This is a genomic window from Amycolatopsis thermophila (assembly GCF_030814215.1).
Classification (GTDB): Bacteria; Actinomycetota; Actinomycetes; order Mycobacteriales; family Pseudonocardiaceae; genus Amycolatopsis_E; species Amycolatopsis_E thermophila.
This window is the reverse complement of sequence record NZ_JAUSUT010000001.1, coordinates 5,500,809-5,526,865: the sequence shown is the minus strand read 5'-3', so window position 1 is coordinate 5,526,865 and position 26,057 is coordinate 5,500,809. Positions and strand designations below refer to the sequence as shown.

General features: G+C 71.2%; 28 protein-coding genes. 14 read left to right on the top strand and 14 right to left on the bottom strand.

The features are described from left to right. The first annotated feature begins 312 nt into the window (after positions 1–312). From FB470_RS27095 to FB470_RS27075, 5 genes are all read left to right on the top strand, one after another. A complete protein-coding gene (locus FB470_RS27095) occupies positions 313–495 on the top strand; it encodes a hypothetical protein (protein WP_306996109.1) in 183 nt (60 codons plus the stop codon). 565 nt (positions 496–1,060) lie between these two features. Next, on the top strand, positions 1,061–1,609 hold the full coding sequence (locus FB470_RS27090; protein WP_306996107.1) for an RNA polymerase sigma factor: 549 nt from the start codon (positions 1,061–1,063) through the stop codon (positions 1,607–1,609). Next, on the top strand, positions 1,596–2,276 hold the full coding sequence (locus FB470_RS27085) for an anti-sigma factor family protein (RefSeq protein ID WP_306996106.1): 681 nt from the start codon (positions 1,596–1,598) through the stop codon (positions 2,274–2,276). The genes FB470_RS27090 and FB470_RS27085 overlap by 14 nt, the downstream gene beginning before the upstream one ends. A 69-nt stretch (positions 2,277–2,345) precedes the next feature. Next, a complete protein-coding gene (locus FB470_RS27080) occupies positions 2,346–2,804 on the top strand; it encodes a hypothetical protein (protein WP_306996104.1) in 459 nt (152 codons plus the stop codon). Positions 2,805–2,889: 85 nt separating this feature from the next. Next, positions 2,890–3,267 carry a hypothetical protein gene (locus tag FB470_RS27075; protein ID WP_306996103.1) on the top strand — a complete coding sequence of 126 codons (378 nt, stop codon included), beginning with the start codon at positions 2,890–2,892 and terminating at the stop codon, positions 3,265–3,267. A gap of 295 nt (positions 3,268–3,562) precedes the next feature. Here FB470_RS27075 and FB470_RS27070 read toward each other — a convergent pair whose 3' ends face one another. The 4 genes from FB470_RS27070 to FB470_RS27055 form a co-directional block, all read right to left on the bottom strand. After that, entirely contained in the window at positions 3,563–3,901 is a 339-nt protein-coding gene (locus FB470_RS27070; protein ID WP_306996100.1) for a hypothetical protein, read from the bottom strand. Between the two features lie 225 nt (positions 3,902–4,126). Further along, positions 4,127–4,549 (bottom strand): HAD hydrolase-like protein, encoded by a 423-nt coding sequence (locus FB470_RS27065; protein WP_370876700.1) that lies wholly within the window; start codon positions 4,547–4,549, stop codon positions 4,127–4,129. Between the two features lie 246 nt (positions 4,550–4,795). Continuing rightward, on the bottom strand, positions 4,796–5,344 hold the full coding sequence (locus FB470_RS27060; RefSeq protein ID WP_306996096.1) for a carboxymuconolactone decarboxylase family protein: 549 nt from the start codon (positions 5,342–5,344) through the stop codon (positions 4,796–4,798). Between the two features lie 35 nt (positions 5,345–5,379). Then, complete coding sequence (locus FB470_RS27055) at positions 5,380–5,988, bottom strand: TetR/AcrR family transcriptional regulator (protein ID WP_306996094.1); 609 nt, start codon at positions 5,986–5,988, stop codon at positions 5,380–5,382. A gap of 154 nt (positions 5,989–6,142) precedes the next feature. On the opposite strand from FB470_RS27055, the gene FB470_RS27050 reads away from it, so the two are divergent. The 3 genes from FB470_RS27050 to FB470_RS27040 all read left to right on the top strand — a co-directional run bounded on the left by FB470_RS27050 (position 6,143) and on the right by FB470_RS27040 (position 11,592). Further along, the gene (locus FB470_RS27050) at positions 6,143–7,588 is read left to right on the top strand and encodes a dihydrolipoyl dehydrogenase family protein (RefSeq protein WP_306996092.1); all 1,446 of its coding nucleotides are present in this window, start codon (positions 6,143–6,145) and stop codon (positions 7,586–7,588) included. Between the two features lie 135 nt (positions 7,589–7,723). Continuing rightward, positions 7,724–10,105, top strand: coding sequence for a heavy metal translocating P-type ATPase (locus FB470_RS27045; protein WP_306996090.1), 2,382 nt, complete (start codon positions 7,724–7,726; stop codon positions 10,103–10,105). A gap of 482 nt (positions 10,106–10,587) precedes the next feature. Then, positions 10,588–11,592 carry an inorganic phosphate transporter gene (locus FB470_RS27040; RefSeq protein WP_306996088.1) on the top strand — a complete coding sequence of 335 codons (1,005 nt, stop codon included), beginning with the start codon at positions 10,588–10,590 and terminating at the stop codon, positions 11,590–11,592. Here the strand turns inward: FB470_RS27040 and FB470_RS27035 are convergent. Together FB470_RS27035 and nrtS are read right to left on the bottom strand one after the other, a co-directional pair. Next, positions 11,574–12,248, bottom strand: a complete 675-nt coding sequence (locus FB470_RS27035) for a CDP-alcohol phosphatidyltransferase family protein (RefSeq protein WP_306996086.1) — start codon at positions 12,246–12,248, stop codon at positions 11,574–11,576. The two genes, FB470_RS27040 and FB470_RS27035, sit on opposite strands and share 19 nt — an antisense overlap. Positions 12,249–12,415: 167 nt before the next feature. Next, a complete protein-coding gene (gene nrtS / locus FB470_RS27030; RefSeq protein WP_306996085.1) occupies positions 12,416–13,477 on the bottom strand; it encodes a nitrate/nitrite transporter NrtS in 1,062 nt (353 codons plus the stop codon). 30 nt (positions 13,478–13,507) lie between these two features. Here nrtS and FB470_RS27025 point away from each other — a divergent pair, with 30 nt between their 5' ends. Beyond that, a complete protein-coding gene (locus FB470_RS27025) occupies positions 13,508–13,687 on the top strand; it encodes a hypothetical protein (protein WP_306996084.1) in 180 nt (59 codons plus the stop codon). 58 nt (positions 13,688–13,745) lie between these two features. Here the strand turns inward: FB470_RS27025 and FB470_RS27020 are convergent, their stop codons facing one another. Further along, positions 13,746–14,492 (bottom strand): Crp/Fnr family transcriptional regulator, encoded by a 747-nt coding sequence (locus tag FB470_RS27020; protein WP_306996082.1) that lies wholly within the window; start codon positions 14,490–14,492, stop codon positions 13,746–13,748. Positions 14,493–14,630: 138 nt separating this feature from the next. Here FB470_RS27020 and FB470_RS27015 point away from each other — a divergent pair, with 138 nt between their 5' ends. After that, complete coding sequence (locus FB470_RS27015) at positions 14,631–14,972, top strand: DUF427 domain-containing protein (protein WP_306996081.1); 342 nt, start codon at positions 14,631–14,633, stop codon at positions 14,970–14,972. Next, complete coding sequence (locus FB470_RS27010) at positions 14,969–15,637, top strand: glutaredoxin domain-containing protein (RefSeq protein ID WP_306996079.1); 669 nt, start codon at positions 14,969–14,971, stop codon at positions 15,635–15,637. Before FB470_RS27015 ends, FB470_RS27010 begins: the two co-directional genes overlap by 4 nt. A gap of 66 nt (positions 15,638–15,703) precedes the next feature. On the opposite strand, the gene FB470_RS27005 is transcribed toward FB470_RS27010, so the two are convergent. The 3 genes from FB470_RS27005 to FB470_RS26995 all read right to left on the bottom strand — a co-directional run bounded on the left by FB470_RS27005 (position 15,704) and on the right by FB470_RS26995 (position 19,052). After that, positions 15,704–16,516, bottom strand: a complete 813-nt coding sequence (locus tag FB470_RS27005) for a class I SAM-dependent methyltransferase (protein ID WP_306996077.1) — start codon at positions 16,514–16,516, stop codon at positions 15,704–15,706. Then, complete coding sequence (locus FB470_RS27000; RefSeq protein WP_306996075.1) at positions 16,513–18,117, bottom strand: radical SAM protein; 1,605 nt, start codon at positions 18,115–18,117, stop codon at positions 16,513–16,515. The genes FB470_RS27005 and FB470_RS27000 overlap by 4 nt, the downstream gene beginning before the upstream one ends. A 215-nt stretch (positions 18,118–18,332) precedes the next feature. Further along, on the bottom strand, positions 18,333–19,052 hold the full coding sequence (locus FB470_RS26995) for a helix-turn-helix transcriptional regulator (protein WP_306996073.1): 720 nt from the start codon (positions 19,050–19,052) through the stop codon (positions 18,333–18,335). A gap of 116 nt (positions 19,053–19,168) precedes the next feature. Here FB470_RS26995 and FB470_RS26990 point away from each other — a divergent pair, with 116 nt between their 5' ends. Then, complete coding sequence (locus FB470_RS26990) at positions 19,169–19,693, top strand: DUF2231 domain-containing protein (protein ID WP_306996071.1); 525 nt, start codon at positions 19,169–19,171, stop codon at positions 19,691–19,693. 38 nt (positions 19,694–19,731) lie between these two features. Continuing rightward, positions 19,732–20,151 carry a hypothetical protein gene (locus FB470_RS26985; protein WP_306996069.1) on the top strand — a complete coding sequence of 140 codons (420 nt, stop codon included), beginning with the start codon at positions 19,732–19,734 and terminating at the stop codon, positions 20,149–20,151. 305 nt (positions 20,152–20,456) lie between these two features. On the opposite strand, the gene FB470_RS26980 is transcribed toward FB470_RS26985, so the two are convergent. Continuing rightward, positions 20,457–21,698: a sodium:proton exchanger gene (locus tag FB470_RS26980; RefSeq protein ID WP_306996068.1), complete on the bottom strand. Its 1,242-nt coding sequence runs from the start codon at positions 21,696–21,698 to the stop codon at positions 20,457–20,459. A 283-nt stretch (positions 21,699–21,981) separates the two neighbouring features. Between FB470_RS26980 and FB470_RS26975 the strand changes: the two genes are divergently transcribed. Then, complete coding sequence (locus tag FB470_RS26975; RefSeq protein ID WP_306996067.1) at positions 21,982–22,353, top strand: ArsR/SmtB family transcription factor; 372 nt, start codon at positions 21,982–21,984, stop codon at positions 22,351–22,353. 60 nt (positions 22,354–22,413) lie between these two features. On the opposite strand, the gene FB470_RS26970 is transcribed toward FB470_RS26975, so the two are convergent. From FB470_RS26970 to FB470_RS26960, 3 genes are all read right to left on the bottom strand, one after another. Further along, positions 22,414–23,490, bottom strand: a complete 1,077-nt coding sequence (locus FB470_RS26970) for an ABC transporter ATP-binding protein (protein ID WP_306996066.1) — start codon at positions 23,488–23,490, stop codon at positions 22,414–22,416. Beyond that, the gene (locus FB470_RS26965) at positions 23,487–24,968 is read right to left on the bottom strand and encodes an ABC transporter permease (RefSeq protein ID WP_306996065.1); all 1,482 of its coding nucleotides are present in this window, start codon (positions 24,966–24,968) and stop codon (positions 23,487–23,489) included. The genes FB470_RS26970 and FB470_RS26965 overlap by 4 nt, the downstream gene beginning before the upstream one ends. An 86-nt stretch (positions 24,969–25,054) precedes the next feature. Next, positions 25,055–25,978, bottom strand: a complete 924-nt coding sequence (locus tag FB470_RS26960) for an iron ABC transporter substrate-binding protein (RefSeq protein WP_306996063.1) — start codon at positions 25,976–25,978, stop codon at positions 25,055–25,057. Between the last annotated feature and the right edge of the window lie 79 nt (positions 25,979–26,057).

The following is a 26,057-nucleotide window of genomic DNA, read 5'->3' as shown; positions in this document are numbered from 1 at the left end:
ACCGAGGTCTGCCCGACCCGGCCCGACGAGCGCATCCGTCCGCACCTCGCCCGGCAACTCCGGACGGTGGCACCGAACCCGCGCCCGCATCGCCGAGCTGACGCAACTCCTCGACCGCATCGACGAGTTCGAAACCGCCAACTGCGCCGCGCTCACCGGCAAGTGAGACTTCCGCGGGACCGATCCCCGCTGCCATCGCCGCGCTTGACTCCCCTGGCGGCAGACCCTGCGGTCGCGCCGGAGGTGATCGTCAGGCGCGCCCGACCGGAAGTGGGGAACGGCGGAACGACTGCTGGTCGGCGGATATGTCTGGTGAGCAGCGTCGTGGCCGGCTCGGTGACCGGGCACTTCCGGGTGGAGTCCTGCTGCTGGGGCTGCTGGGCTTCCCGGCGGTTGCGCTGGGCTGGCAGGCACGGCGGGCCCGGCGGCGGCCGCAGCGCCTGCGTCGTTTTCGACGTGGTCGACCGGCTCGATACCCGCAGCACTGCCGACTGACCTTGCCGCGAAGCGACGGACACAGCACACGAACGAAACACATTCTCCCGCCGCCCGTGTCATCCTGCTGACACTTCTGGTCGGCGCGCCCTTGATACCGGGTTCGCGCGGGGACAAGGAATCCGAGGACGTTGGACGGGAGCTTCAGCGTCGGCGCGCCGGTGATGGGGCTGGTCGTGCACATGATGATGGCGGCGGTGCCGGGCATGGGTGCTCGCCGCGATCGTCGGTGCCGTCAACCCGCGCGGCGGCGACCAGGTCCGGCGCGCCGGAACGGGAATGGTGTTCGGCATCGTCGTCTGGCTGGTCATCCGGTGCCTCGGGTGGACGGCGGTCGACCTCGTGGCCGCACCGCTGTTCACGCCGTGGGCGTCCGCGCTCGGACATCTGATGTACAGCGTGGTCGCTGGGCAGGACCGGCCCGGACGTCGGTCGAGCGGCACGCAGAGGTGGAGAACTCTGATGCGATCGCGGCCGCTTGCGGTTCGCCGCCGCGGGCGGCCGACGCAATCACGGGATGGTCCCCGGCGTCTATGGTGATGTGCGGGTAGATGGGACAGGTCGGATGCGTGGCAGGGACGGCGGCGCGGCACACCGGGCGTTCCTCGATGCGACCCTGCCGCACCTGGAGGCGCTGTACCGGATCGCCCGGCATGCGGCGGCGGATCCGGCGCAGGCCGACGACCTGGTGCAGGAGACCTACCTGCGGGCGTTCACTCATTTCGATCAGCACCACGGCGAGAACACGCGGGCGTGGCTGGCGGCGATCTGCCTGAACGCGGCCCGCTCCCAGGCACGGCGGGAATCGCGTCGTCCGATCGAGGCGCCCGAGGCCGAGGCGGGCGAGGTCGTGGCCGCGGACGCAGTGGACGAGCTGGCGATCACGGCGCTCGACCGAGCCGAGATCGAAACCGCGCTGGCACGGCTGCCGGAGCCACAGCGGTGGTGTGTGCTGTTGATGGACGTCGCAGGTTACACCGCGCGGGAGACAGCCGAGATCCTGCGCTGCCCGCGCGGCACGGTGCTGGCCAGAGTGCACCGCGGACGCCGCAAGCTGGCCGTGCTGCTGGCCGGCACCCGGCCGCGGACGGGAGGCGGCCATGGACACGCATGAACAGTCGCTGGCCGCGTTTCTCGCCGGAGAGCTGGACGACCAGGCCGCCGCCGAGTTCGACGCGCACCTGCTGACCTGCGCCGACTGCTGGCAGGCGGTGCGCGAAGACCGGGCCGGACGCAGGGCCACCGCCCAACTGCGCGACACAGCACCTCACGACCTGGCCGACCGCGTGCGCATGACGGTCGAACTGGCCGCCCGGACCCGGCCGCCGCAACGACGGGTGCGGTCGCTCACGGCCGGAGCGCTGGCGGTGGCGGCCGCGGTAGTCGCGCTGGTCGCGCTCGCACTGCCCGAGCGTGGTGCCGACCCGCCGGCGATCACCACCGTGGTGGAAGCCGCGCAGCGCATCCCCGCCCCGACCGGCCGGCCTGTTTCGCCGGATGCGGGCCCGGTCGCGCACGGCCAGGGCTGGACCGTGCAGGCCGGGGCGGCAGAGCTGCGGCTGCAGTACTACCGGCTGGACGGCGTCGAGCTACTGGTCGCGCACGCCGATCGGCCGGTCGGAACACCCCCGGACGCCCAGCACGCACCACCCGGTGACATGCCGTGGACCGTCGACCGCGAGGGAATCACCGTGTACTGCCCCCATGAGGACCTGCTGGTGGCCGCCGCGCTCCCGACCGGCCGGCTCGCGACCCTGGCCCAGCGCCTGCCCGCGAATTGAGCGCAATCACCAGCTAAGCCACGTCGTCTCCATACCTGACAGCACCGTCCTGTCAGTGAGGAGCCGATCATGTCCACCACCGCGCACTTGAGCGGAACCAGCGCCCGCCTCGCGAACGGAGCCATCGCCGGGCTGACCGGCGGCGTCGTCTTCGGCGTGCTGATGGCGATGATGGGCATGCTGCCGATGATCGGGATGCTCATCGGCGTCGACAACGCCGTCGTCGGATTCGTCGTGCACCTGGTCAACTCGGCGGTAATCGGCGTCATCTTCGCGGTGCTGGTCTGGCCACTGGCCGGCAGGATCGGCCCGCTGCTGGGCGCCGGCGTGGTGTACGGCGTGGTGTGGTGGGTGCTCGGCGCGCTGGTGATCATGCCGCTGTGGTTGAGCGTGACCGCCGACCCGATCATGCGCGGCATGGTCTTCCACATCGGCAAGGACCAATGGCTCAGCCTCATGGGCCACGTGCTTTACGGCCTGGTCACCGCCGGCGCGCTCTACGGGCTGCGCCGCCGCGCCACCTCGTGACGCCTGTGTCGTCTCGCTGACAGTTCCGTGGCCAACCGCGCAATCGCCGCGCTGAAATGGTTGGCAAGATCGCGAACGGAGCACCGTGGCTACATCCCATCGTGAGAGGGCCGGCAAGGCCAGGACTGATCGGCTGCCGACGTGGCGGATCGGCCTGGCCGGCGGGCTGGTGGGGATCCTCTGCTGCGTCGGCCCGACCGTGCTGGCGCTGCTCGGCGCGGTCACCGCGGGAACCGCGTTCGCGTGGGCGACGAACCTCTACGACGGCTACGCGTGGTGGTTCCGCCTCGGGGGCCTGGCCGTGCTCGCGGGTCTGGTGTGGCTGTCGCTGCGGCGCCGCAACCAGTGCAACGTCGCGGGGATGCGGCGCTGGCGATGGCCCTTGCTCGCGATTGTCGGCATTGCGGTCGGCACGTACGCCACGTTGTACGGGCTGACGACCCTGCTGGGCATCTTCGCCTGACCAGCGCGTCCGCGGCGACGATGACCGGGTTGAGCAACCCGAGAGCGGCGAGCGGGATGGCGGCGGTGTCGTAGCCGAATGCCCAGCCGAGGTTGTGGTAGGTGGTGCGCAGCGTGCGGCTAGCCGGCCCGACGTCGGCGTGATGTCGGAGGACTCGATGGCCAACTTAGGTCCGGTGCCGATGACGATTCCGAAGTCGGCCTGTACCAGGGCGGGCGCGTCGTCATCGCCGGTGATCATCGCGACGTGCAGACCCAGCCATGCGACTTCCGGACCACGTCGGGAGGGTCGTCCTTCACGGGGTCGACGGCCCCGAGAACGCCGGGACGTCGCCGTCCCATCCGGCATTCACGACCGTGCGGCCTTCCTTCCTCCGTGCGCGGCAGGCTGAGAGTCCGCTCCTGCGCGCCGGCGACGATGGCCGCGCAGAGGAGGTGTTCGGAACCCCTTCCACCACCGGCCGCGTGCCGCAACAGCTCGTCCGGGTGGTGGCTGCGGTGCGGACGGGGTCGGTGAGCCACACCCGGCCCAGGGTCATGGTGACGGTCTTGTCGAACACCACGATATCGATCGTCTTGGGCCGTTCCAGCACGTCGGCGCACTTCACCAGGATGCCGAGGTCGGCGCCGGCCATAATCGTGGTGGGGGGTGGCTAGGCCCAGCGCGCACGGGCAGGCAACATCAGCACCGCCACCGCGGCGATCATCCCGCCAGGCCGGGTTGCCAGCCAGCCGTTGCACGGGCGCCTTGCCGCCCTGGGCCTGCTCGCCTTGCGCACGATCCGCACGAGCGTGGTGTCCGCGCCGACGGTCGCGGCGCACCCGGTCAGCGCTGCGGGACAAGGGGCGCGACCCAGGCGCTAGGCAGGCAGGTCCAGCAAGCCTTGCGCTACCTCGACGAGGTCGGCGCCGACGATGTCCGCGGGTGCGAAGATCTCGGCGTAGTAGCCTTCGAGCCGGCTGGACCATCCCGTGGTCAGGCCTACCCGGTGTGCGCCGTGGTAGTCGAAGGCGTGCACGGCCACCAGCGCGGCCTGCTCGGCCACGCAGTCCGTCTTCTCCAGCGCGTAGTGGTAGACCCGTGCGGGTGGCTTCCAGCTGCGCACGTCGGCGACGGACAGCACCTGCTCGACGTAGGGTGTCAGCCCGGTGCGTTGCAGGAAATCCCGGGTGGTCCGCGTCGCTCCGTTGCTCAGGCACACCACGCGGATCCGGTGCTCGGCCAGCAGCCGCAGTGCCGGCTCGGCGTCGCGATGCGCCGGTAGCTCGGCGAATCCGGCCAGGACGTGCTCGGCGGCGTCGTCGCCGGCCGCGCCACGCGTCAGCGTGCGCAGCGCGGCCGCGGCGACCGTGGGAACGGTGCGTAGTCACCGGCCAACGTGAGCGCCATCCGTCACGCAGGAGCCGGTCGAACCAGCGCTCCAGCAACTCCGGCGGCGCGCCGATCTCGCTGAAACGGTGTCGCAACGGCTCCAGCGACATCAGGGTTTCCACCACGTCGAAGACCACGACCCGCGGGCGGTTCGCCATCAGGCTTCCCACGCCTGCGCGGTGAACGCGTCGTCGAGCGGTGTGTGGGCGAGATGGTTGATGTAGTTGGACAGTGTCTTCATCGCGACGCCAACGATGACGTCCAGGATCTGCCGCTGCGCGAACCCGGCGGCCAGGAACTGCCGCACCTCATCCTGTCCGACGTTGCCCTGCTCGGCGACCACGGCGTGGGCGAAGCGGTGGATGGCCTCCAGCCGTGGGTCGGCGAGTGGTTTGCCCTCGCGCAGCGCGGTGACCGTTTCACTGTCCAAACCGGACCGCAGGGCGTTGGTGGAGTGCACGGCCATGCAGTAGTGGCAGGCGTTGTCACGGCTTACGGTGAGCCAGACGACGTCCTGTCCGCCCTTGGGCAGCGACGTCTTGCGGAACTGCTCCGACAATGCCTGGTAGGCGTTGAACGCCTGCGGGGATTCGGCCATGATGCCGTACAGGTTGGGGATGAACCCCAGTCCCTTGTGGATCTTGGCCAGCGCCGGGGCGACCTCGGCCGGGGCGGTGTGCTCGTCGTGGATGGTGAACTCCGTCATCGGTTTCCTCCGTGTTGTCGGATCCTTGTCGTGGGTCAGCGTGGCCAGGTGTCGGTGGTATCGCCGGGACGCCCCAGCGCGTTCAGGGCCGCGGCGACCGCGCTGCGCAGGGTCGAGGCGTCGGCGCCCGCCCGCGAGCGCACGTTGACGCCTTGGGCCAGCAGCACGAGGTGTTCGGCAGTGGCGTCGAGGTCGAGGTCCGGGCGGAGCTGGCCGAGGCGATCGGCCGAGTCCAGCGCGGTCCGCAGCGCGTCCCGCACCCGCTGGTGGTGTTCGGCGAGCGCGTCCCGGAAGGGCGCCTGCCCGCCGGTCTGGAGGTTGGTGGCCAGACAGCCCCAGCGGGCCCGCGGCCCAGTGCAGCGGGCGGTGATCAGCCCGCCGAAGAACTCCGCGATCGTCGGCAAGCCTCGCCCGCCGGTCTCCAGCGCGGTGAACGCGGGCTCGGCGTGCTCGGCCAGGTAGCGGCGCAACGCGGCCAGGCACAGGTCCTGCTTGCTGCCGAACGTCGCGTACAGGCTGGACCGGCTGATGCCGGTGGTGTCCACGATGTCGGCGATCCCGGTGTCGGCCCAGCCGCGCTGCCACAGCAGCTGCATCACGGCGCCGATCACCGCCGAGGGGTCGAAATGCTTGACATCCGGCATCCTGCGCCTCCAACCTGAACCGCTCGTTCCAGGATGACTCGCCGGTGTCGATCGGGCCAATCGCAGTGTCTGACGGCTGACAAACCCCGCTCGCCGCGCGGCTGGGTCTGGTGTGCTTGACGATGAGTCCGGGGTTCGCAAGGAGGGCAACAGCGTGACGCGAGGCAGCGACGTGGCCGACCTGGTCATCGTCGGCGGCGGAACCGCGGGCATCATCGCCGCCAAGACCGCGGGCGGGCTCGGCGCGCGGGTCGTGCTCGTCGAACGTGACCGCACGGGCGGTGACTGCCTGTGGACCGGGTGCGTGCCGAGCAAGTCGCTGATTGCGGCCGCTCACACCGCCCACCGGATGCGCAGGGCGGGACGGTTCGGGATCACCCCGGTCGAGCCCCGGGTCGACTTCGCGGCCGTGATGGCGCAGGTCCGCCATGCGATCGAGCGGATCGAGCCGGTCGACTCGCCCGCGTCGCTGTCCGGTGCCGGTGCCCGGGTCATCTCCGGCACGGCGGTGTTCACCGGGCCGGACGAGGTCCGCGTCGAGGGCCGGCCGCTGCGGTTCCGGCACGCACTGATCGCCACCGGCTCCACCCCGGCGCTCCCGCCGGTGCCCGGCCTGACCGAGGTGGACCCGCTGACCAGCGACAGCGTGTGGGACCTGACCCGGCTGCCCGCGCGGCTGGCCGTGCTGGGCGGCGGCCCGGTCGGCTGCGAGCTCGGGCAGGCCTTCGCCCGCCTCGGCGCCGAGGTGACCATCATCGAGGCCGCCGAACGTCTCGTGCCCCGTGAGGAACCCCGGGCCGCGATCGCGCTGTCGGCGACCCTGTCCGCGGACGGCATCCGGGTGCTGACCTCGACCACCGTCACCAAAGCCGCCCGGCAGGCCGACGGCACCCAGCTGGAGCTCACCGGAGGCGACCGCACCCAGACGATCGACGTCGACCGGGTCCTCGTCGCGACCCGCCGCCGCCCGCGGACCGACGGGCTCGGCCTTGAGCAGGCTGGGGTCCACCTGGACGAACGCGGTCACGTGGCCGTGGACGCCAAGCTGCGAACCAGCAATCACCGCATCTACGCGGCCGGCGACGTCACCGGGGCACCGGCGTTCACCCACGTCGCCGGGGTGCACGGCAGCATGGCCGCGACCAACGCGCTGCTCGCCCCGGTGCGCCGCATCGACCACGACAAGATTCCGTGGGTAACGTTCACCGACCCCGAGATCGCCCACGTCGGCCTCACCGAAGACCGAGCACGCCGGCGTCACGGCGACGCGGTCCGGGTCCGGGTGCTCCGGCACGAGAACGTCGACCGCGCGATCGTCGAAGACGACACCGACGGCTTCACCCACGTCGTGCTCGACGCCAAGGGCCGGGTGCTCGGCGCCACGATCGTCGCACCCCGTGCCGGGGAGATGATCGCCGAACTCACCGGTCTGCTCGCCCGCGGCGGACGGCTACGGGATCTCGCCTCGGTGATCCACCCCTACCCGGCGTGGACGGACGGCGTCTGGAACGCGGCCGTGATCGAGTCGAGCGAGGCGCTGCGAGCACCGGTCATGCGCCGCCTCACCGGTGCCTTACTGCGCCTGCACCGGGCTCGGTGAGACAGCCTGCAGCGGGTGATGCGGGTGGAAGGGACGCGTCGAAGTCCGTGCCGACCCGGCCGCCGCCGAGCGCACCGTCCTGGTTCGGCGGATCGAGGCCGCCGGCTTCCGGGTCAGTGAACAGGAGATGACCGGATGAGCACGGGCACGCAGGCGCCCGCCGAGGCGTGGGCGAGTGAAGCGTCGGCCGAGCCGGGGCATGCCCGCATCCGGGCTCGGATCGCGGGGCTGCACTGCTCGCTGTGCACCGGCACGATCGACAAAGCGCTGGGCCGGCTCGACGGGGTCGGCCAGGTGGCGGTCAGCCTGACGCACGAACAGGTCTTGGTCGACTACGAGCCCGCGGTGATCGCGCCGGAGCGGATTCTGGCCACGCTGCGCGATATCGGCTACCTGCTGTACGACCCGCGCAAGCTCCGCCCGTTCGAGGAGGAAGAAGCGGCGCTGGTCCGCGAAGGGCTCCGGCTGCTGGGCGCGATCACCGCCGCGCTCGCGGCGATCGGGTTGATCACCACGGTGGCCGGCGTGTGGTCGGTGCTGGTCCCGCTGTCGGTGGTCGTGGTGATGGTGCCGGTCGCCGTCGCGATCCTGCGTCCCGCCGGGCCCGGCACGGCGGTGGCGGGCCCGGCGGGAATCGCGGCTCCTGGGGTGGCTCTGCTGGTGCTCCGCACGGCCGGGGTAGTGCGTGAGCCCCTGATCGCCTGGCTGGCCGGGGCGATGGCCGTGATCGTGGTGGCCGGGGTGGCGCACCACATCCTGCGGATGGCCTACCAGGCGCTGCGGCGCGGGATTCTCAACCAGCACGTGCTGCTGGAGATCGGGGCGTTCGCCGGGCCGGCCGGCGGGGTCATCGGGTTGACCGGGGCGTTTCCCGGTTACCCGACGGCGGCGTTCTTCGCCGTGTCCGTGCTCGTGGCCGCCTACCACATCTTCTCCGAATGGCTGTCGCTGCTGGTGAAGACCCGCTCCAGCCAGGCGGTCAAGAAACTGCTGGACCTGCAACCCGACCTGGCCCGCGTCGTGCGTGACGGCACCGAGGCCGAGGTGCCGGTCGAGCAGGTCGTCGTGGGCGACATGGTCCGGATCCGGTCTGGGGAACGGATTCCGGTCGACGGGCGGGTCACCGAGGGATTCTCCACGGTGGACATGTCCGTGGTCACCGGCGAGCCCGTGCCACAGGAAAAGGGACGCGGCGACGCGGTGGTGTCCGGGTCGCTCAACGGGACCGGCAGCCTGCTCGTCCAGGCCACGGCGAGGGCCTCGGAGAGCTTCCTGGCCCAGGTGGTCCGCCACGTCGAGGACGCGCGCGCCCTCAAACCCGGGATCCTTCACCTGGTCGACCGGATCCTGCGCGTCTACACCCCCACTGTCCTGAGCATCTCGACGCTGTCCCTGATGGGCTGGCTGGCCGGGTCCGCCGCGATCACCGGCGAGGTGAACGTGCAGCGGGCGGTCTTCGCCGCGCTGACCGTTCTCGTGATGGGCTATCCCTGCGCGGTCGGGATCGCCGCCCCACTGGCCATCGTCCGCGGCGCCGGCGAGGCCGCCGACGCCGGCATCATCATGCGCACCGGCGAGGCGTTCCAGACCTTCCGCCCGGTGGTCAGCGAGCTGTGCACGGTGGACGGTGTGTCGGTCGAGGACCTGATCGCGGTTTCGGCCGCGGCCGAAACCCACTCCGAACATCCCCTCGCGCGCGCCATCCGCGACGCGGCCACGGACCGGAGACTGGGGGTTCCCGCCGTGGCGGATTTCCAGGCCTCCACGGGATTCGGGGTCACCGCCACGGTGGGCGAGCACCGCGTGCTGGTGGGACGGCCCGTGTTCCTCACCGGCCACGGCTTCGACCTCACCCCGGTGGCGGACACCATCGCACGCCTGGAAAACGCCGGGCACACCGTCGTCGCGGTCGTCCGCGACCACCGCCCCCTGGGCGTGATCGCACTGGCCGACGCCCTCCGTACCGAAGCGGCCCAGGTCGTAACCGAGCTTCGGGATGCGGGCGTGATCCCGCTACTGGTCACCGGTGACAACCGTCGCGCCGCCCGGCACATCGCCGGTCAGGCGGGTATCGGCGAGGTGCACCCGCAGGCGCTGCCCGAAGCCAAGGCCGCGCTGGTCGGCTGGCTCCAGGCGGCAGGGCACACCGTTGCGATGGTCGGGGACGGTATCAACGACGCGCCCGCGCTGATGCGCGCCGACGTCGGCGTGGCCATCGGCAGTGGCACGGACATCGTCACCGAGTCCGCCGACATCATCCTCGTCCGCGACGATCTCACGCTCGTGCTCACCGCACGCGAGATCAGCCGCCGCTCCTACCGCAGGGTCAAGCAGAACATCGCGCTGGCGTTCACCTTCAACGGCCTCGGCATCCCCCTGTCCGCGACCGGACTGGTGCACCCGGTGTGGGCCATGGTGGCGATGGCCGCCTCGGTCACCGGTCTGTTCGTCAACTCCCTCGGGGGCCGACCGAGCCTGCTCGTCCATGCCATCGGCAGCGTCGGCCGCACTGGGTGAACGGGAGCCGGACCGGTGCACCGGCAGGCCCAGGAGGGTCCCGAACACGAAGTGCGCCGGGGACGGCGTGGTCTGCTACTCGCCGACACCCACGGCCGGGAAGATCCCGCCGATCCCCAGCGAGCGCGGCACCGGGCCGATCCGCGGGACCAGCCGCCGCCTTCGCATCGCCACCGCGGGAACGGCCACGACGATGAGCGGACCCGCCGCAGGTGCACCGACATACAGCAGCAGATCCTGGAAACGCCATCGTTCGCCTGGCCGGTAGCGCGAACAACTCCGCACCGGCGGTGCCAGCCCGGTCGCGGCCAGCTTCGGGGATCCGCAGCGGGATCACCGCGCCGATGGCGGGAGCTTGCTGGAAGAACATCGCACGAGCGACGTCCGGCCGGACAGTGTCAGCGCGACGACACAACTCCTTCCCCGATCGCGGGCATGACGCTGGAATGCCCGGACCGGTTCCCGGGGCATGAGGAGGACCAGTGACCGTTGCGATCCTGGTGGGCGTACTCCTGCTGGCCGGTGCCAACGGCGCCAACGACGTGTCCAAGGGAGTGGCCACGCTGGCTGGTTCCGGTGTGACGCGCTATCGGACGGCGGTTGCTTGGGGAGCTCTGACAACGCTGATCGGTTCCCTCGCGGCGGTAGGACTCGGGACCAGCATGCTCAGGTTGTTCTCGTCGGGCATCGTCGCGGCGGCACCGACACCGGAGTTCGCTTTCGCGGTCCTGGCCGGGGTGAGCGTCTGGGTGGTCGCGGCGACCCTGTTGCGGTTGCCGGTATCCACGACGCACGCGATCGTCGGCGCGCTGATCGGCGCCGGCCTGCTGCTGGGCTCGGATCAGGTGCGGTGGTCAGCCCTGCTGACCAAGGTGGCGATTCCGCTCCTGGCCAGCGCGGCTGCGGCGTTCGCGATCTCGGCGGGCCTTGCCGTGGTCTCCCGGACGGCCGGCGCCCGGAGCCGGCCCGCGGACGCGGCGCGCCTCTACGGCGCGGTCCCGTTCGTCCCGGTGGCCAAGGTGCCGCCGGCGATTCTCACGGGCCTGCACTGGCTGTCGGCCGGAGCGGTCAGCGCGGCTCGGGGGCTCAACGACACGCCGAAGCTGGTCGCGATCGGTGCGTTCGCCCTGGCGCCGGCGGGGATGTCCCTCGCTGGGGTCACCTACCTCGTGGCGGCGGCGATGTGCGGCAGTGCCGTGATCGTCGGGATTCCCGTGGCCCGCCGGCTCGGTGAAGGTGTCGTGTCGCTGCGTCACGCAGAGGGGCTTCGCGCGAACCTCGTCACCGCGGTTCTGGTCGGCCTCGGCGGCTCCGCGGGACTGCCGATGTCCACCACACACGTGTCCACCGGCGCGATCGCCGGGGCCTCGGGCACCGAACCGGCTCGGCTCAACACGCGCACGCTCCGCGACTTCGTCGTCGCGTGGACGGTGACTCCGTTCGTCGCCGCGCTGGTCGCTGCCGGGGTCTACCTGCTGCTGCGGTAGTGCCGTGTCCAGCGGAGGACGGCGCGGACCGCGAGTACGGCCTGCATCGCGGCGGCCGGCCGGACGACCGCCGGGTGCGGTGCGTCCACCATCCGGCCACGTCCGAGGCCGACTGTGGTGACCGCGATGACCGGAGCCACCCAGGCCACCAGCGCGGCGGTCCATATCCGGCGGCTGGGTTCGTGCCGCAGCGCGAACCAGGCCCAGAAGGCCGCGTCGGCCAGCGAGTCCGCGGCAGCCCCGAACCGCGACGGGGTACTGAGCCCGTGGGCGAGGCGGCCGTCGGCCAGATCACTGGCCGGCGCGACGACAGGCACGGCCCACCCGACGCTGATCGCGGGCAGGTTGGCGCGGGTCAACGTGACGACATCGGCCACCCCGAGGGAGCGGCGGTCTTCCAGCATGCCCAGGTGGCTGACCGCCAGTGCCCAGCTCACCACCGTCCACACGGGACGCCTCCGGCGACCGGCCGCGGCGAAGACGAGGTGAAGCACCGTGATCTCACCGAGCGCGCGCGGCCGCAGCCGGGCCTGGCGGATCGAGCGCCGGGTGGCATCCAGCAGGAAGCTCGTCCAGGCTCGCGGCTGCCAGCGTCCCTGCCGCAACCCGGCCAAGAGCGCATTGGTGGCCGCGCGGCTGTCCGGCTCGGTCGTCACCGGGCGTCGCCGAGAAGCGTCTTGAGGCCCGCGTACCCGCCGTCGGCCGGGCGCCGGGCCGAGCAGCGCCTCGTGATAGTCGACCAACGGTCCCACGGGGTCGGAAAGGCCCGGAAGACGGCATCGGCGGACGGCGACGACGGCAGGTGCGACAACTGGTTGTCCTCTCAACCCGCGACGGGCAGGTGGGCGACGACGCGGCGCAGCGGGAACGGCAGCCGGCGCCCCGGCCGCGCCCAGGACGCCAGCGCGGCGCGCGCGGCCTCGACCCGATCGGGCGGGATGCCGGGCAGGTACAGTCCGTCGACGACCAGAGCCGCCGCGCGCGGATCGCCGATCTCGCGCCGGAACACGCGGCGCTCGCCGGCTTCGACGACGAACCCGTGCGCGCGCAGGATCTTCGGCAGCCCGTCACGAGCGCCGGGGTTGGGCCACGGCTGGGAGCGGACGCCCAGCGCCCGCAGCACCCGCCACCACCCGAGCAGCCCACGCCCGAACCACATCCGGGACGGCACCAGCGCCACCAGCGTCCCGCCGGGCCGCAACACCCGTTTCACCTCGGCCAGCACCTCATCCAGCGGCGTCAGCACCGGCAGGCACATCGCCGCACACACGGCCCCGACGCTGTTGTCGCCGATCGGCAGTTGCTCGGCGCGGCCGCGGACCACCGGGCCGCGACCGGCGGCCACGGCGAGCGCCAGCTCCCCGGCGGAGAAGTCGACGCCGAGCCACCGCGCGTCCGGAACCAGCTCACGGGTTGGTGCCGAACCGCAGGCGAGGTCAAGGATCACCGCATGCCGGCCGGGCAGCCGTTCCAGCAGCCACGAGTAGGGCCGTTCCGCCCGCCGATCCGTGGCCTGCCCCAGGATGAGCTCGGTGATGCCGGGCCGGGCGTCGTGGTAGCCGACCAGGTAGCCCTGCCAAGGCGTGGTGTCCGCAGCGGTCCGGCGTCCGGCGAGGTAGCCCACGCTGGCGACGGTGAACGGCACCGCGTAGTTCACCGCCACCCGAACCCACGTGCTCGTCGTTGCCGTACCGGCGAGGATCGTCGAGCCCTGGTTCACCAGCGACAGCACCGTGCCGACCACGATCGCCACCGGTAACGCCGTGCGCGCGGTCCGGCCGCGCAACACCAGCAGCGCCGCATCGCGGGGCCGCGTCCACGAACACCGCGGGCACATCTGCCTGCCGGTGTGCCGGCAGACCTCGCCGGCCACGTCGACCGCCACCTCGTCACCTCCAGGCCGGGAATCGACGGGATGGCCGGGTCGGTGCCGGTCTCGAGCACGATCGCGCGGGTCGCCGGTCAGCACGGCGCGTGGGCCGGTGATGCGTCGCCGGCCGCCTTTGCCGGTGAAGCGGTCCACGGCAACCTGGTCGCCTCGGCGAGGCTGCTGGCGTCGCGGATCGTCATCGTGTTCGGGATGCACCCGCAGTAGGGGCATACGCCGCCGACGAGCCGCTCAGCGACTTCGGTGGACATCGCGGTTTCGTCTCCTATCCGGCGGTGGTGAGCAGCTTGGCCGGGTCGCGCAGGCCGATGGCGGCGTAGCGCACCTCGATCAGGCCTTGGCGCTCGAACTCTTTGAGGATCTTGTTCAGCGAGGGGCGCTGCACGCCGAGCATCGCGGCGAGGGTGCGCTGCGGCAGCGGAACCTCCCCGTCGACCGCTTCGTCCAGCAGCAGCCGGGCCACCTGCTCGGTCAAGGACCGGCCCAGCAGCCCGATGATGCGGCCCTGGCTGGTCGCCAGCCGCTGCGCGACGCTGGACAGCCACCGCCGGGCGATCAAGGGATGTTCGGCCAGCAGCTTCTCGAACGACGCCGCACCCAGCGCCAGGGCAGTCACCTCGTCCAGGGCGCGGGCGGTGTAGGTCAGCGGCATGTCGAGCAGGTGCTGGATGTCACCGTCCACGTCTCCCGGCTGCAGCACGTAAACCACGGCCCGGCGCCGGCCGGCACCCACCGACAGCTCGACCCGGCCGCGCTGCACGATCCACACCCCGTCCGCGGCAGCACCGCCGCGAAAGAGCACCGAGCCACGCTCGTAGGTCTGGGTGCGCAGAGTCGCGGCGAGCGCGTCCACATCGGCCGGCCCCAGCGGGGCAGCCTCGCCCCGCCCGACGCACCGGGCCACCCACGCGGCCTGCCGGATCGCCATGTCCGCCGCCGGGCCGGTGCCCAGCAGCCGCATCGTCTGCTCCATCGCCGCGGCCGGCAGCTTCGACAGGTGTGAGGGAGCCATGCTGTCCAGCGTGACAGCGTCCCACCGCTAACGCCCGTCCAATGGTCATCGAGTGTCAGCGAAGTGACACACTTCCCGTCCTGTCGGCCTGCTGACAATCCAGCTGCCCGCTCCCCCGTGGGGTGGTGGTATGGAGGCGTGTTGCGTGCCGTGTGGAACGGGATCGTGCTGGCCGAAGCGCCACGCACGGTCCGCGTCGAAGGAAACCACTACTTCCCGCCGGAGTCGGTGCACACCGAGTACTTCGCCAAGAGCCGAACCAAGACGCTCTGCCCGTGGAAGGGCCTCGCGAGCTACTACAACCTCACCTCCGACCGCGGCGGCGAGCTGGACGTGGCGTGGTACTATCCGCATCCCAGCCCGCTGGCCCGGCGGATCAAGAACCACGTCGCGTTCTACCCGGACGTGCGGATCGAGGGCGAACCCGAACCCCGCCCCGGCGGTGGCCTCTGGGCCCGCCTGTTCGGTCGCACATCTTGACCGGGAACGACCCGGGCGCCACCGTGTACTGGCGGCCCGGTTGCCCGTACTGCTCGCGCCTGCTCGGCGACCTGGACCGGATCGGGCTACCCGTCAACAAGGTCAACATCTGGGAGGACGCCGACGCCGCGGCGCGGGTGCGAGCGGTGGCGGGCGGCAACGAGACCGTGCCCACCGTGGTGGTCGGCGACACCGCGATGGTCAATCCCCGCGCCGGCGCCGTCCTCGACGCCGTCCGGAAACAGGCACCCGACGTCCTTGACGGACTCGACGTCGAGGGCCTGACTGCGCGCGCGGCAGGCCCCTGGTACGCGGGCCTGGGCGTCGCACTTTTGGCCGCTGCGGGGTGGTTCGCCCTCGCCACGGCCAACTCGACGACCAACTATCACCTGGCCCCGGCCGTGGTCGCCGCGGCCTGGCCGGTCGCCCGGCGACTGCGAGCCGGACGGCCGCTGCCGATCATCGCGGCAGCCCGCTCAGCCCTCGGCGGTGCACTGATCGCTGTCGCGGTCACTGTGCTGCTGTCCGCGCGCGACGCGCTGGCCGGGCCTGTTCTGGTCGGCATCCCGCCGATGACCGAGGCGTTTCTCAGCGTCGCGCTCGGCGCCGTCGCGGGTGTGGTCCTCTCGCTGCTCGGTCCCCGCAAGAAGGGACGGACACGGTGACGGCGTCTGCGGCGACGGCACCCACCAGGAGGCGGACCACCCGGGAGGATGTGCCGAGCAGGCCACTCAGCCGGCGAACACTCTGTCCGAAGCAGGCTTCTCGGCGACGAGCAGCGCGTACCCGATGAGCCCGTCAGCGACGGCCTGCCGGGCCAGCGCCGCGTACCGTAGTACCGCGTCGGTGTCCACCCCGGCCTCGGCCAACCGGGCGGACGCGGTCATCCGCAGCACCCGCAGCCGGGCGTCGATCTCGTCGATCACCCGCGCGATCGCGGTGTCGTGGGGCTGGGTGTGCACGACACGCAGCCCGGCCCGTTCCAGGACCGCCGCATATTCCACCAGGGGCCGGGCGTCGGCGACGCAGGCAACCCACGCCGCCAACGTCCGTAGCTCCTCCTGCAGCCCACCCCCGGCAACGGTGACGTCGGTGATGCCAACCCGCCCGCCGGGCCGCAGGATCCGCGCGAACTCGGCCGCGGCGACGGCCTTGTCCGGGAACATGCAGAACGCGCACTCGCACACCACCGCGTCGAAAGCATTGTCCGGCAGCGGGATTCGTTCGGCGTCACCGAGGTGGAACCGCACCTTCGCCGCGAGCCCGGCCTCGCCGGTCAACGTCGCCGCGCGTTCCACTGTGGCCTGTCCAAGGTCGACACCGTCGACGGAGACGTCGAACTCGGCAGCGAGCAGCCGCGCGGTCGCACCGGGCCCGGCGGCGATGTCGGCGACCCGCCGCCCGCTGCGCAACCGCAGCCGCTCGGCCAGCAGCCGGGTCAGCGCCGGCCCGCCGGGGTGGTAGGACTCCCCCAGCACCAGGGCCACGGCGTCGTTGCCGTAGGAGGCGGCGCAGCAGGCCTTGATCTCCGCGGGCGTGTTCACTCGCGCACCGCCCGCCGGCCCACATTGGTGGTGTCCGGCGCGATCGGCCGGTGCCCGTTTCCATTGCCCGCCGCGATCTTGGAACCATACGGCGAGTCGACCAGCAACGGCTGCAGCTCGGCCGAGTTCGGGACGACGTCGGCGATCTTCACCCCGGACATCCGCTCACGCACCTGCTCGCGGTAGCCGACGGAGTTGTAGGCGCAGAACGGGATCAGCCGCCCGTCCGGGGTGATCTCCTCGACGCAGCACTTCATCAGCTGTTTGACGTTGAGGGTGTACGGGTCTTGGAAGTCCTGTACCACGATCATGAACGCCCGGTCGGTGAGGTTGGCCAGCGCCTCGGGCAGGTTCACCCCGCAGGCGTCGGCGCAGTCCAGTGCCTCGGCGGCCGCGCGCAGCTTGCCCTCGGTGGTCGCGGTCCCCATGAACGCCGAGGCGCTCCACAGCTTCTCCAGCGCCTCCCGGATCGCGTAGTCGGGCACGACGCGGTTGGACACGTAGTCCAGGTAGTCCTCCACCTGCAGCAGCCGCGGGATCGGCACGATCCCGAAGTCCGGTTGCCCCGGCGTTCCTCCGGTGAGCAGGTAGGTGATCGAGCGGCAGGTCGGGAAGCAGCACGGCACCGGGAAGAAATCATCCTTGCCGAACCAGTCCGGGCGTTGCGCGGCGATCAGCTCGATGACGCACGCGTTGGTGAGCCGGGTCAGCGGATCGAACTCCACGTGCCGGCCGGAGTGGGTGACCGGCTGGAACGACACCGACCGCACCGCCGGGTGCGCCAGCCCGAACTCGATGATGTCACCGAGCTCGTGCTCGTTGAGCCCGCGCTCGACGGCGGCCACGAGGGTGACGGTGAGCCCGGCCTCGGCGCAGTTGTCCAGCGCCTGCGCCTTGCGCTCGCGCAGGTCCTTGCCGCGGATCTCCCGGTGGGTGCGCTCGTCGAAGCCGTCGAACTGGAGGTAGATGTTGATCGACTTGCCGCCGCGGCCGTTGCGTTCGCCCAGCGCCGCGGCGAAGCGCTTGTCGGTAGCGAGCCGGATGCCGTTGGTGTTGAGGTTGACGTTGCGGATCGGCTTGGCCTGGGCGAGGTCGATGAAGTCGAGGATGTGCTTGTGGATGGTGGGTTCACCGCCGGAGAACATCACCACTTCGGCTTCGCCCTCGGATTCGACGAACACGTCCAGCATCCGCTCGCACTGCTCCAGGCTGATCGAGTAGCCGTCGGGCTGGTGCCCGGAGTCGGCGAAGCAGATCGGGCAGTCCAGGTTGCAGTTCGTGTTCACTTCGATGATCCCGAGGCAGGCATGCTGCTTGTGCTCGGGGCACAGCCCGCAGTCCGACGGGCAGCCGTCCTTGACCTCGGTCTGGAAGGTCAGCGGGATCGTGCCCGGCTTGTTGAACCGCGTCGAAGACAGGTACGCCTGGGCGTCGCCATAGACCAGCGCCTCGAACTCGCCGTGCTCCTTGCAGCGTTTGCGCAGGTAGACCCGGTCCTGGCGGATGTTGACCTGCGCGTCGATAACGACCTTGCACACCGGGCAGATGCTCTTGGTGTACTCGATGAACACCTCATCCCGATCCCGCTTCTGCTCCGCCACCAGCCGCTCCTCGGTCAAGGTTCGTGATCAGGGTGCCGACACGCAACCCCACCAGCCTGGGCCGGTTCCGGCAGCGCGAATGTCAGCATGCCGACACTGTGCGACCCGGAAGATGTTCACCAGAACCGCGCAGTGTTCAGATGTCCTGGTGTTCCCGATTCGGCCCGCGTGGGTGCGGCAGCGGGCTCGCAGAGTGTTTCGACGCCCGGTGAAGGCTACGTCGATGGGGCGTCGGTGCGATCGTCGTCGGATGCGCGGCGGAGTTCCACGCAGCATTCGCCGGCGCGAGGGTCGAGTACGGCTTCGACGGTGGCTGCCTGGAGTCCGTCGAGCAGGCCACTGAGGAAGGCCTGGTTGATGCCGCACACCAGCTCGGGCGCCTTCGCGGCGAGCGGGTGGAAAGGGCAGTTGCGCAGCCGCAGGCAGGTCGGGGTCTCCCGGTCCGGTTCGAAGCCGTGGCGTTCGACGATGGCCGAGGTGAGGGTCAGCGCCCGCTCGGTGCCCAACCGTCCGGGCCGGACCTGGCCGCGTTCCGTGGCGCCGAGCGTCTCGCCGTGGCGGTGGGCGGCGCGCAGCGCAGCGTCGCGCGCGGTTTCGCCGTCGCCTTCGTCGAGGACGGCGGCGAGCAGGATTTCGGCGAGGACATCATGCTGGCGGGGCGGGATGCTCACCTGTACTTCCAGGTCGGAGGGCTCGTACACCTTGGGGGCGCGCCCGACCTTGCGGATGCCGCCGACGAACTCGTAGCGGGTTCGCAGCAGCCCGGCCGCGACCAGCTTGTCCAGGTGGAACGCGGCCAGCTTGCGGGAGATCCCGACCGCCTCGGCGGCCTCGTCGCGGCTGACCGGATGCCTGGCCTGCCGGATGTGGCTGTACATGCCTTGCCGCAGCGGATCGTCCAGCGCGGCGAGCGCACTGATCGGCTCCTGGTCCATGGCAGCAGGCTAACACCGACAGGTATGGATGTAACTCGGATCGACTGCCGCTCACCTGCTCGACTTGACCACCGCCGCGAATAAGACCAAACTTTATTGGCGAAAAGGAGTTCACCATGACGAACGAACTCGAGCAGGCGAAGCGGCCGGTGAGCGCGATGTTGGCCGGCCCGTACGGGCACCCGTTCCACCCGATCCTGGTGACCGTCCCCATCGGCGCCTGGGTTTCCAGCCTGGTGTTCGACATCGGGTCGCTCATCGTCGACGACCCCGGTTTTCTGGCCCGTGGATCGGTCTGGCTCATCGCGATCGGCGTCGTCGGGGCGCTCGCCGCGGCCACGGTCGGCACCCTCGACCTGCTGGCGATCCCCACCGGGACGCGGGCGTTCCGCACCGGGCTGATCCACATGAGCCTCAACCTCGTCGTCACCGCCGCCTACGTCGTCGGGTTCTTCTGGCGCCGCGCGGCCTCCGACGGCCCCGGACCGGTCGGGATCGGCCCGCTCGTGCTGTCGGCGGCCGCCCTCGTCGCGCTCGCCGCGTCGGGCTACCTCGGCGGAAAGCTGGCCTACCACTACGGGGTCCGCGTCGCCGGCGAATCCACCCAGGCCGAGGGCTACGCGATCCACCGCACCGCCTGACCCATTCCGGTCCCATCACCACACCAAGGAGACGTGTCATGGACATCGCCGCGCTGATCGCCTGGGTGGTCACCGCCGTGGGCGGCTTCGTCATGCTGGGCACCTGGATCGCCAAGGGCGGGACCCGCGAACCGGGACGCAGCCGGTTCTCCCCCGGGCTGATCTTCGGACACTTCGCCCTCGCCGCGGCAGGGCTGATCCTGTGGATCATCTACCTGTTCGCCGGCGGCGCGACACTGGCGTGGATCGCGTTCATCGTGCTCGTGCCGGTCGCCTTGCTGGGCTTCACCATGCTCGCCCGCTGGATCCCCGGCTACCGCACGCGCGCCGCGACCGCGTCGACCGGAGAAGCGGCGCCCGAGCAGCACTTCCCCGTCGTCGTGGTCGGAGCGCACGGGCTGGTCGCTGTCGCGACCGTGGTTCTCGTCCTGCTCGCGGCCCTGGGCGTCGGCACCTGAGCGCCCCTTTCTGCCGCACAGCGTCCTGGCGCGGGCTCAACGACCGGCGCGGCGTCATGCCGCGCAGCGCGGGGTGCTCGCACTGCCAGTGGTGGCGGCGGGGCGGGTGAGGTCGTCGGCGGACAGCGGCTGGTTCTGCGGGCCGCAGGATGCCCGCGCCGACGACGTCGAGGGCCACCGGGCCGACCGCGGCACCGACACCGCGGCCGTGAAGGCAAAAGGCCCGCACGTTGATTCCGGCGGATTGCTCGACGGTAGTTCCTGTCCCGCCTTGCTTGTCAGGAATTACCAGAACCACGGAGCCGTCATCGGGATGAGGTGAGCAGCTGCTCGTGCTCGTCGGCGTGCGTTGGGTCCGGATGGCGCCGGAACGGGGCGGCGAGGGTGGGCAGGATGTGCCGGCGGTTGCGGACGAGCGCGGCCAGGGCGAGGACGGCGTAGATGCCGCACAGGACGTAGCGGGCGGTTTGGCCGGGCAGGGCGAACTGGGCGGCGAACAGACCGAGCAGGGTCCAGGCGGCCCAGCGCGGGAACCGGAGTGCCAGCAGTGCCGCGACGCCGAGCAGGGTCTGGGTGGCGGTGAGCAGGAACTCCTCGACCTGACGGGCGTCCAGGTGCAGGGCCGCTCCCCCGCCACCGGCGAGGTAGGCCAGTGGCAGGCTGCCCACCAGCAGGGTCCACTGGTTGACCTTGCTGGAGATCAGGGTGCCGATCGCGTCGGCGCCCTTGCCGCGCACGGCGAACAGGATCGCCACGATGAACTCCGGCGCCTCCGAGGCCAGCGGCGCCAGCCACTGCACGAGCAGGAACTGGTCGATACCAAGCTGGGTGCCGGTGGCGATCAGGGCGTGGGCGAACGGTTCGGCACAGGCCACGATCACCACGGCGGCGAAGGCGAACAACCCCACCACCAGGGTGCGCCGGCCCCGCTTCGGCAGTTGCGCGATGGTGGCGGCGGGGCCGACCAGGTGCGGTTCACCAGCCTCGGCGCGAGACACCTTCCACAGGTAGAACACGAAGAACCCGAGCAGCGCGAACCCGAGCAGCAGCGGGATCTGCCCGGTGGCGGGGATCAGGAACGCCACCACCGACGCGATCGCCAGGAACCCCAGCTCGACCCGGTAGCCGGATTCCAGCACCAGAGCGCGCACGGTCTTGCCGCTGCGCCGCTTGGCCAGGGCCAGCGTGATGAGCACGACCACCGACCAGCCCAGCCCCAGCAGCAACCGGTTCGAACCGGTCATGTTCGCCGCGGCGTAGGCCACGTAGTCCGGGTTGGACCCCGCGGTGTAGGCGAAATACAAGTCCACGGCGTACTCCGGCAGCACCGCGATCACGGCCAGGATCGCGATCGCCAGTCCACCGGAGATGTCGACCTGCGCGGCCTCGGCAGCCCACGCGAGCACGAACGAGGCCGCGACCACCGCCATGCCGAACAGCAGCAGCGACACCACCGGCGCCGGCGCCAGCCCGGAGAACCGCAGCACCAGCGCGGGGACAGTGAGCGCCACGCACAACGCCAGCGGGCGCAACACCTTGCTCACCATGACGAGGTCCTCCCGATCAGCCGCGCTGGCCGGGACACGGACGGGGTCTCGGCCAGTCGGCGCCAGCAGCCGGCCGAAGGTCTCGCCCACCACAGCGCCCTCGAGCGCTGGGCCCCGCCGCCGGAGACCAGGTGGGTCTCAGCGTGTCGACGTGCGGGCTTGCGGGCTACTCCCCTCCGGAACGCCTCCACCCTGCGCCCGGTTTCGTTGTTTTCGCAACCGTTTGAGTTGATCTCGGCCGCGCGTGACATCGGTTGGCGAATGCGGAAGACTCGAGATCGCCATGCCGAACTCTGCCCGCCGGGCCACCGTAGAAGCGGCCGCCACCAGCGCGGCGGCCGAGCCGTCGGGTCCCCAGATCGCAGCCGCCGCGGCGACCTTCGCCCTGTTGTCCAGTCCACCAAGACTGCACCTGGTGTGGCTGATCACACACGGCGCCTACGACGTGGGCACGCTCGCCGAGCGGGCCGGCATCAGCATCGCGACCGCCAGCCAGCACCTGGCCAAACTGCGCCTGGCCGGCGTCGTCACCGCCCGTCGCGAGGGACGCCGTCACCTCTACACCGTCGACGACCCGCACATCGTCAAGCTGGTCGAGGAGATCTTCGACCACATCGCCCCGGACGGCACCCTCGCCCCGGACCCTCCGCACTGACCGAGGATCACCGGTGGCCGACCTGGCCGCGCCTGGAAGCACGGCGGGCCGGTAGCTGTCTCAAACCGTCGCCGTCCGGGCTGGAGAACCTGCTGCTTCCGCCTCCGACGGAAATGCCAGGGCTTCGCCGTCGACTACGGCGTGAACTGTGGTGCCAGGGGTGGGGAGCTCGTCGCCCGGGACACGGGCGGTCATCTTCGGCCCGTCCGGAAGCACGGTGAGCCGCACGGCGGCGTCGTGCCCGTAGTAGCTCACCTCATCGACCCGGGCCGGCACACCCCCGGCCGGAACGCGGTGTAGCCGGATCTGCTCGGGCCGCACGAGCACCTGGGCCGAGCGCCCGGAGTCGCCCCCGCGGACGGGAAGCACACCGAGGGCGCACTCCGCCCGGCCGTCCCGGATCCGCGCGGGCAGGAGGACCGCGTCCCCGACGAACCGCGCGACATCGACGTCGTGTGGCCGCGTGTAGACGCCGCGCGGGGTGTCGAGTTGGATGAGGCGGCCGTCGCGCATCACCGCCACTTGATCGGCCAGGGAGAGGGCCTCGGCCTGATCGTGGGTGACCAGGACGGCAGTGGCGCCGCTGGCCTGGAGGGCGGCGGCGACGGCGCGCCCGGTTCCCTCCCGCAGGCCCGCATCGAGCGAGGAGAACGGCTCGTCGAGCAGCACGACCGACGGTTCCGGGGCGAGCGCCCGGGCCAGGGCGACCCGTTGCTGCTGGCCGCCCGACAATTCATGGGGGTAGCGAGCGGCCAGCCCCCGGTCGAGGCCGACCAGGTCGAGCAGTTCGTGCAGCCGCCGGTCAGCCCGGCGAGCCCGGCGCGGCAGGCCGAAGGTGATGTTCGCGCCGACGGTTCGGTGTGGGAACAGGGCGCCTTCCTGGGGCACGTAGCCGACACGACGTCGCCGGGCCGGCACCGGGCGGCCGTCGCCGACCACGACCCGGTCGCCGAAGGTGATGGTTCCGTGGTCCGGATCGGCGAACCCCGCGATCAGGCGCAGTAGCGTGGTCTTGCCGCAGCCCGACGGGCCGAGCACGGCGGTGAGGCTGTGCTCCGGCACGTGCAGATCGATGCCCTCGAGCACCCGGGTGGGCCCGAACGACTTGGCGATGCCGCTGAGGGTCAGTGCGGTCATGGGTGTGTGGTCCTCGTCGCGTCGCGGGTGAGCAGAAGCGCGGCCGGCGCCGACAGCAGCACCATGGCGGCGGCGTAGGGGGCGGCGGCGCCGTAGGCGATGCTGTCGCTGTGGCTCCAGAACTGCGTGGCCAGGGTCTGCGTGCCGGTAGGGGCGAGCAACAGTGTCGCGGTCAACTCGGTGACCACCGCGATGAACACCAGCGCGGCGCCCGCGCCCAGCCCCGGGGCGATCAAGGGCAGGGTGACCCGCCGCAGTGTCGCGAGCCGGGACAGGCCGAGGCTGTGTGCCACGTCGTCCAGCACCGGCGGGGCCTGCGCGAGGGCGGCGCGCACGTTGACCACGGCACGGGGCAGGAACAGGATCACGTACCCGGCCACCAGCATCGCGGTCGTCTGGTAGAGCCCCGGCGCGGCGCGGATCCCGATCGTCACCAGGGCCAACGCGACCACGATCCCGGGCAGCGCGTTGCCGAAGTAGGTGCTGCGCTCCACGATCGTGGACAGCCAGCCGCGGTGGCGGATGGCCAGCCACCCGACGGGCACCGCCAGCACCACCGTGCTCACCGCGGCGATCGCCGACAGGCTCAGCGAGCTCGCCGCCGCGGTGACCAGCTCGTCGGGGGCGAAATCGGTGGAGGCGCCGGTCACCAGCCAGTACCCGAGTGAGCCCAACGGCACCGCGAGCGCGAGTGCGGCGAGCAGACTCAGTCCGAGCAGCACCGGGGACGTCCACCAGCCCAGCCGGATCCGGGGTACCGGCCTGGCCACACCGGTGCCGATCCGGGCGTAGCGAGCCCGGCCGCGCAACCGCAGCTCGGCGACGAGGAGCAGCAGGCAGCACAGCACGAGCACCGTCGCGAGCATGTTGGCGGCCGGCCCGTTGTAGGAGGACTGGTACTGGTCGTAGATCGCGGTGGTGAACGTCGGGAACCGCAACATCTGCAACGCGCCGAACTCGGCGAGCAGGTGCAGCGCGACGAGCAGGCAGCCGCCGAGCAGCGCCGGCCTCAGCTGGGGCAGCACCACGCGCCAGAACGTCCGCCAGGAACCCTGTCCCAGCGCGTACGAGACCTCCTCCAGCGCCGGGTCGAGACCGCGCAGGGACGCCGCCACCGGCAGGTACACGAAGGGGAAGTACGACAAGGTGACGATCAGCAGCGCGCCGGTGTAGCCGGTGGCCTGTGGCAGCAGGGAAACCCAGCCGTAGCTGTTGACGAAGGCCGGTATCGCCAACGGCGCGACGAGCACGACGTGCCAGAACCGCCGGCCGTGCAGGGCCGAACGCTCGACCAGCCACGCGGCGCCGGTGCCGATGGCGGCACAGAGCAGCACACACCCACCGGTGAGGCGCACGGTGTTCCACAGCAGTTCCCCGGTGCGGGGACGGAACACCAGGCGCTGAACCTCCGTCCATCCGACACTGATCGTGTAGCCGGTGACGAATCCGAGCGGCAGCAACGCCAGAACGGCCACCACCACGGCTGCCCCGAGCAGGCCGACCGGAGAGGACGGGCGCCGCTTGGCCCGCCGGGGCGGCAGCGGCGTCGCGGTTGGCGCGCCGATCAGATCAGACCTGCCTTCTGCATGAGCTCGACGACCTTCGGGCCGTTCAGCTTGCTGACGTCGACCGCGGGCGGATCGAGCTCGGTCAGGGGCTTGAGACGGGGATTCGACGGCACGCCGCTCGCGATCGAGTATTCGAGCGCCTTGCTGTCGGCGAGGATCCGCTGACCGTTGGCGCCGGTCAGGTATCGCACGAACTGCTGTGCCTGCGCCTGGTTCTTGCCGGACGCGAGGACCCCGGCCCCGGACACGCTGACGAACCCGCCGGGATCCTTGCCGCCGAAGAACTTCAGCTCGGTGTTGGCGCTCCCGGCCCCGGACTCCGCCCGGTCCTTGTACCAGTAGTAGTGGTAAATGACCCCGGCCTGGATCTCCCCCGAGTCGACGGCCCGCAGGACCGGGATGTTGCCCTGGTAGATCTTGGCGTTGGCCTTGAGCCCGGCGAGCCACTGCGCGGTGGCGGCCTCACCCTTGAGCTCGAGCACCGCGCTCACGATCGCCTGGAAGTCCGCCCCGGCCGGGGCGATGCCGATCTTGCCCTGCCATTGCGGTTGCGCCAGGTCCAGCAGCGACCCGGGCAGCTGAGCGGGCGTGAGCGCGTGGGTGTTGTAGGCCAGCACGGTGGACCGCGCGGCGAAGCCGGTCCAGTTCCGGCTGGAGGGCACGAACTGCGCCGGCACCTGGGCAAGCGTCGCGTCGTCGACCTTCGCGAACAGGTTCTTGCTGTCCACCAGGCTCATCGCGGGCGAGTTCTCGGTGAGGAACACGTCGGCCGGGGAGGCGCCGCCTTCCTGGACGATCTGGTTGGCCAGCTCGAAGTCCTTGCCGGAGCGGATGTTGACCTTGATGCCGGTCTCCTTGGTGAACCCGTCCACCAGGGCCTTGACGAGGTCGTCGTGCTGGGCGTTGTACAGCGTCAACACGCCTGCCGCACCCGATCCGCCACTGGCCCCGCAGGCCGTTGCCAGCAGAGCGACCACGACGCCGAGCATGGCCGCTACG

Coding starts and splice junctions, on each gene's coding strand:
- FB470_RS27090 (WP_306996107.1), top strand. CDS start 1,061: ATGCGTGGCAGGGACGGCGGCGCGGCACACCGGGCGTTCCTCGATGCG.
- FB470_RS27085 (WP_306996106.1), top strand. CDS start 1,596: ATGGACACGCATGAACAGTCGCTGGCCGCGTTTCTCGCCGGAGAGCTG.
- FB470_RS27080 (WP_306996104.1), top strand. CDS start 2,346: ATGTCCACCACCGCGCACTTGAGCGGAACCAGCGCCCGCCTCGCGAAC.
- FB470_RS27070 (WP_306996100.1), bottom strand. CDS start 3,901: ATGGCCGGCGCCGACCTCGGCATCCTGGTGAAGTGCGCCGACGTGCTG.
- FB470_RS27060 (WP_306996096.1), bottom strand. CDS start 5,344: ATGACGGAGTTCACCATCCACGACGAGCACACCGCCCCGGCCGAGGTC.
- FB470_RS27055 (WP_306996094.1), bottom strand. CDS start 5,988: ATGCCGGATGTCAAGCATTTCGACCCCTCGGCGGTGATCGGCGCCGTG.
- FB470_RS27045 (WP_306996090.1), top strand. CDS start 7,724: ATGAGCACGGGCACGCAGGCGCCCGCCGAGGCGTGGGCGAGTGAAGCG.
- FB470_RS27025 (WP_306996084.1), top strand. CDS start 13,508: ATGGCCGGGTCGGTGCCGGTCTCGAGCACGATCGCGCGGGTCGCCGGT.
- FB470_RS27020 (WP_306996082.1), bottom strand. CDS start 14,492: ATGGCTCCCTCACACCTGTCGAAGCTGCCGGCCGCGGCGATGGAGCAG.
- FB470_RS26995 (WP_306996073.1), bottom strand. CDS start 19,052: ATGGACCAGGAGCCGATCAGTGCGCTCGCCGCGCTGGACGATCCGCTG.
- FB470_RS26990 (WP_306996071.1), top strand. CDS start 19,169: ATGACGAACGAACTCGAGCAGGCGAAGCGGCCGGTGAGCGCGATGTTG.
- FB470_RS26985 (WP_306996069.1), top strand. CDS start 19,732: ATGGACATCGCCGCGCTGATCGCCTGGGTGGTCACCGCCGTGGGCGGC.
- FB470_RS26980 (WP_306996068.1), bottom strand. CDS start 21,698: ATGGTGAGCAAGGTGTTGCGCCCGCTGGCGTTGTGCGTGGCGCTCACT.
- FB470_RS26975 (WP_306996067.1), top strand. CDS start 21,982: ATGCCGAACTCTGCCCGCCGGGCCACCGTAGAAGCGGCCGCCACCAGC.
- FB470_RS26970 (WP_306996066.1), bottom strand. CDS start 23,490: ATGACCGCACTGACCCTCAGCGGCATCGCCAAGTCGTTCGGGCCCACC.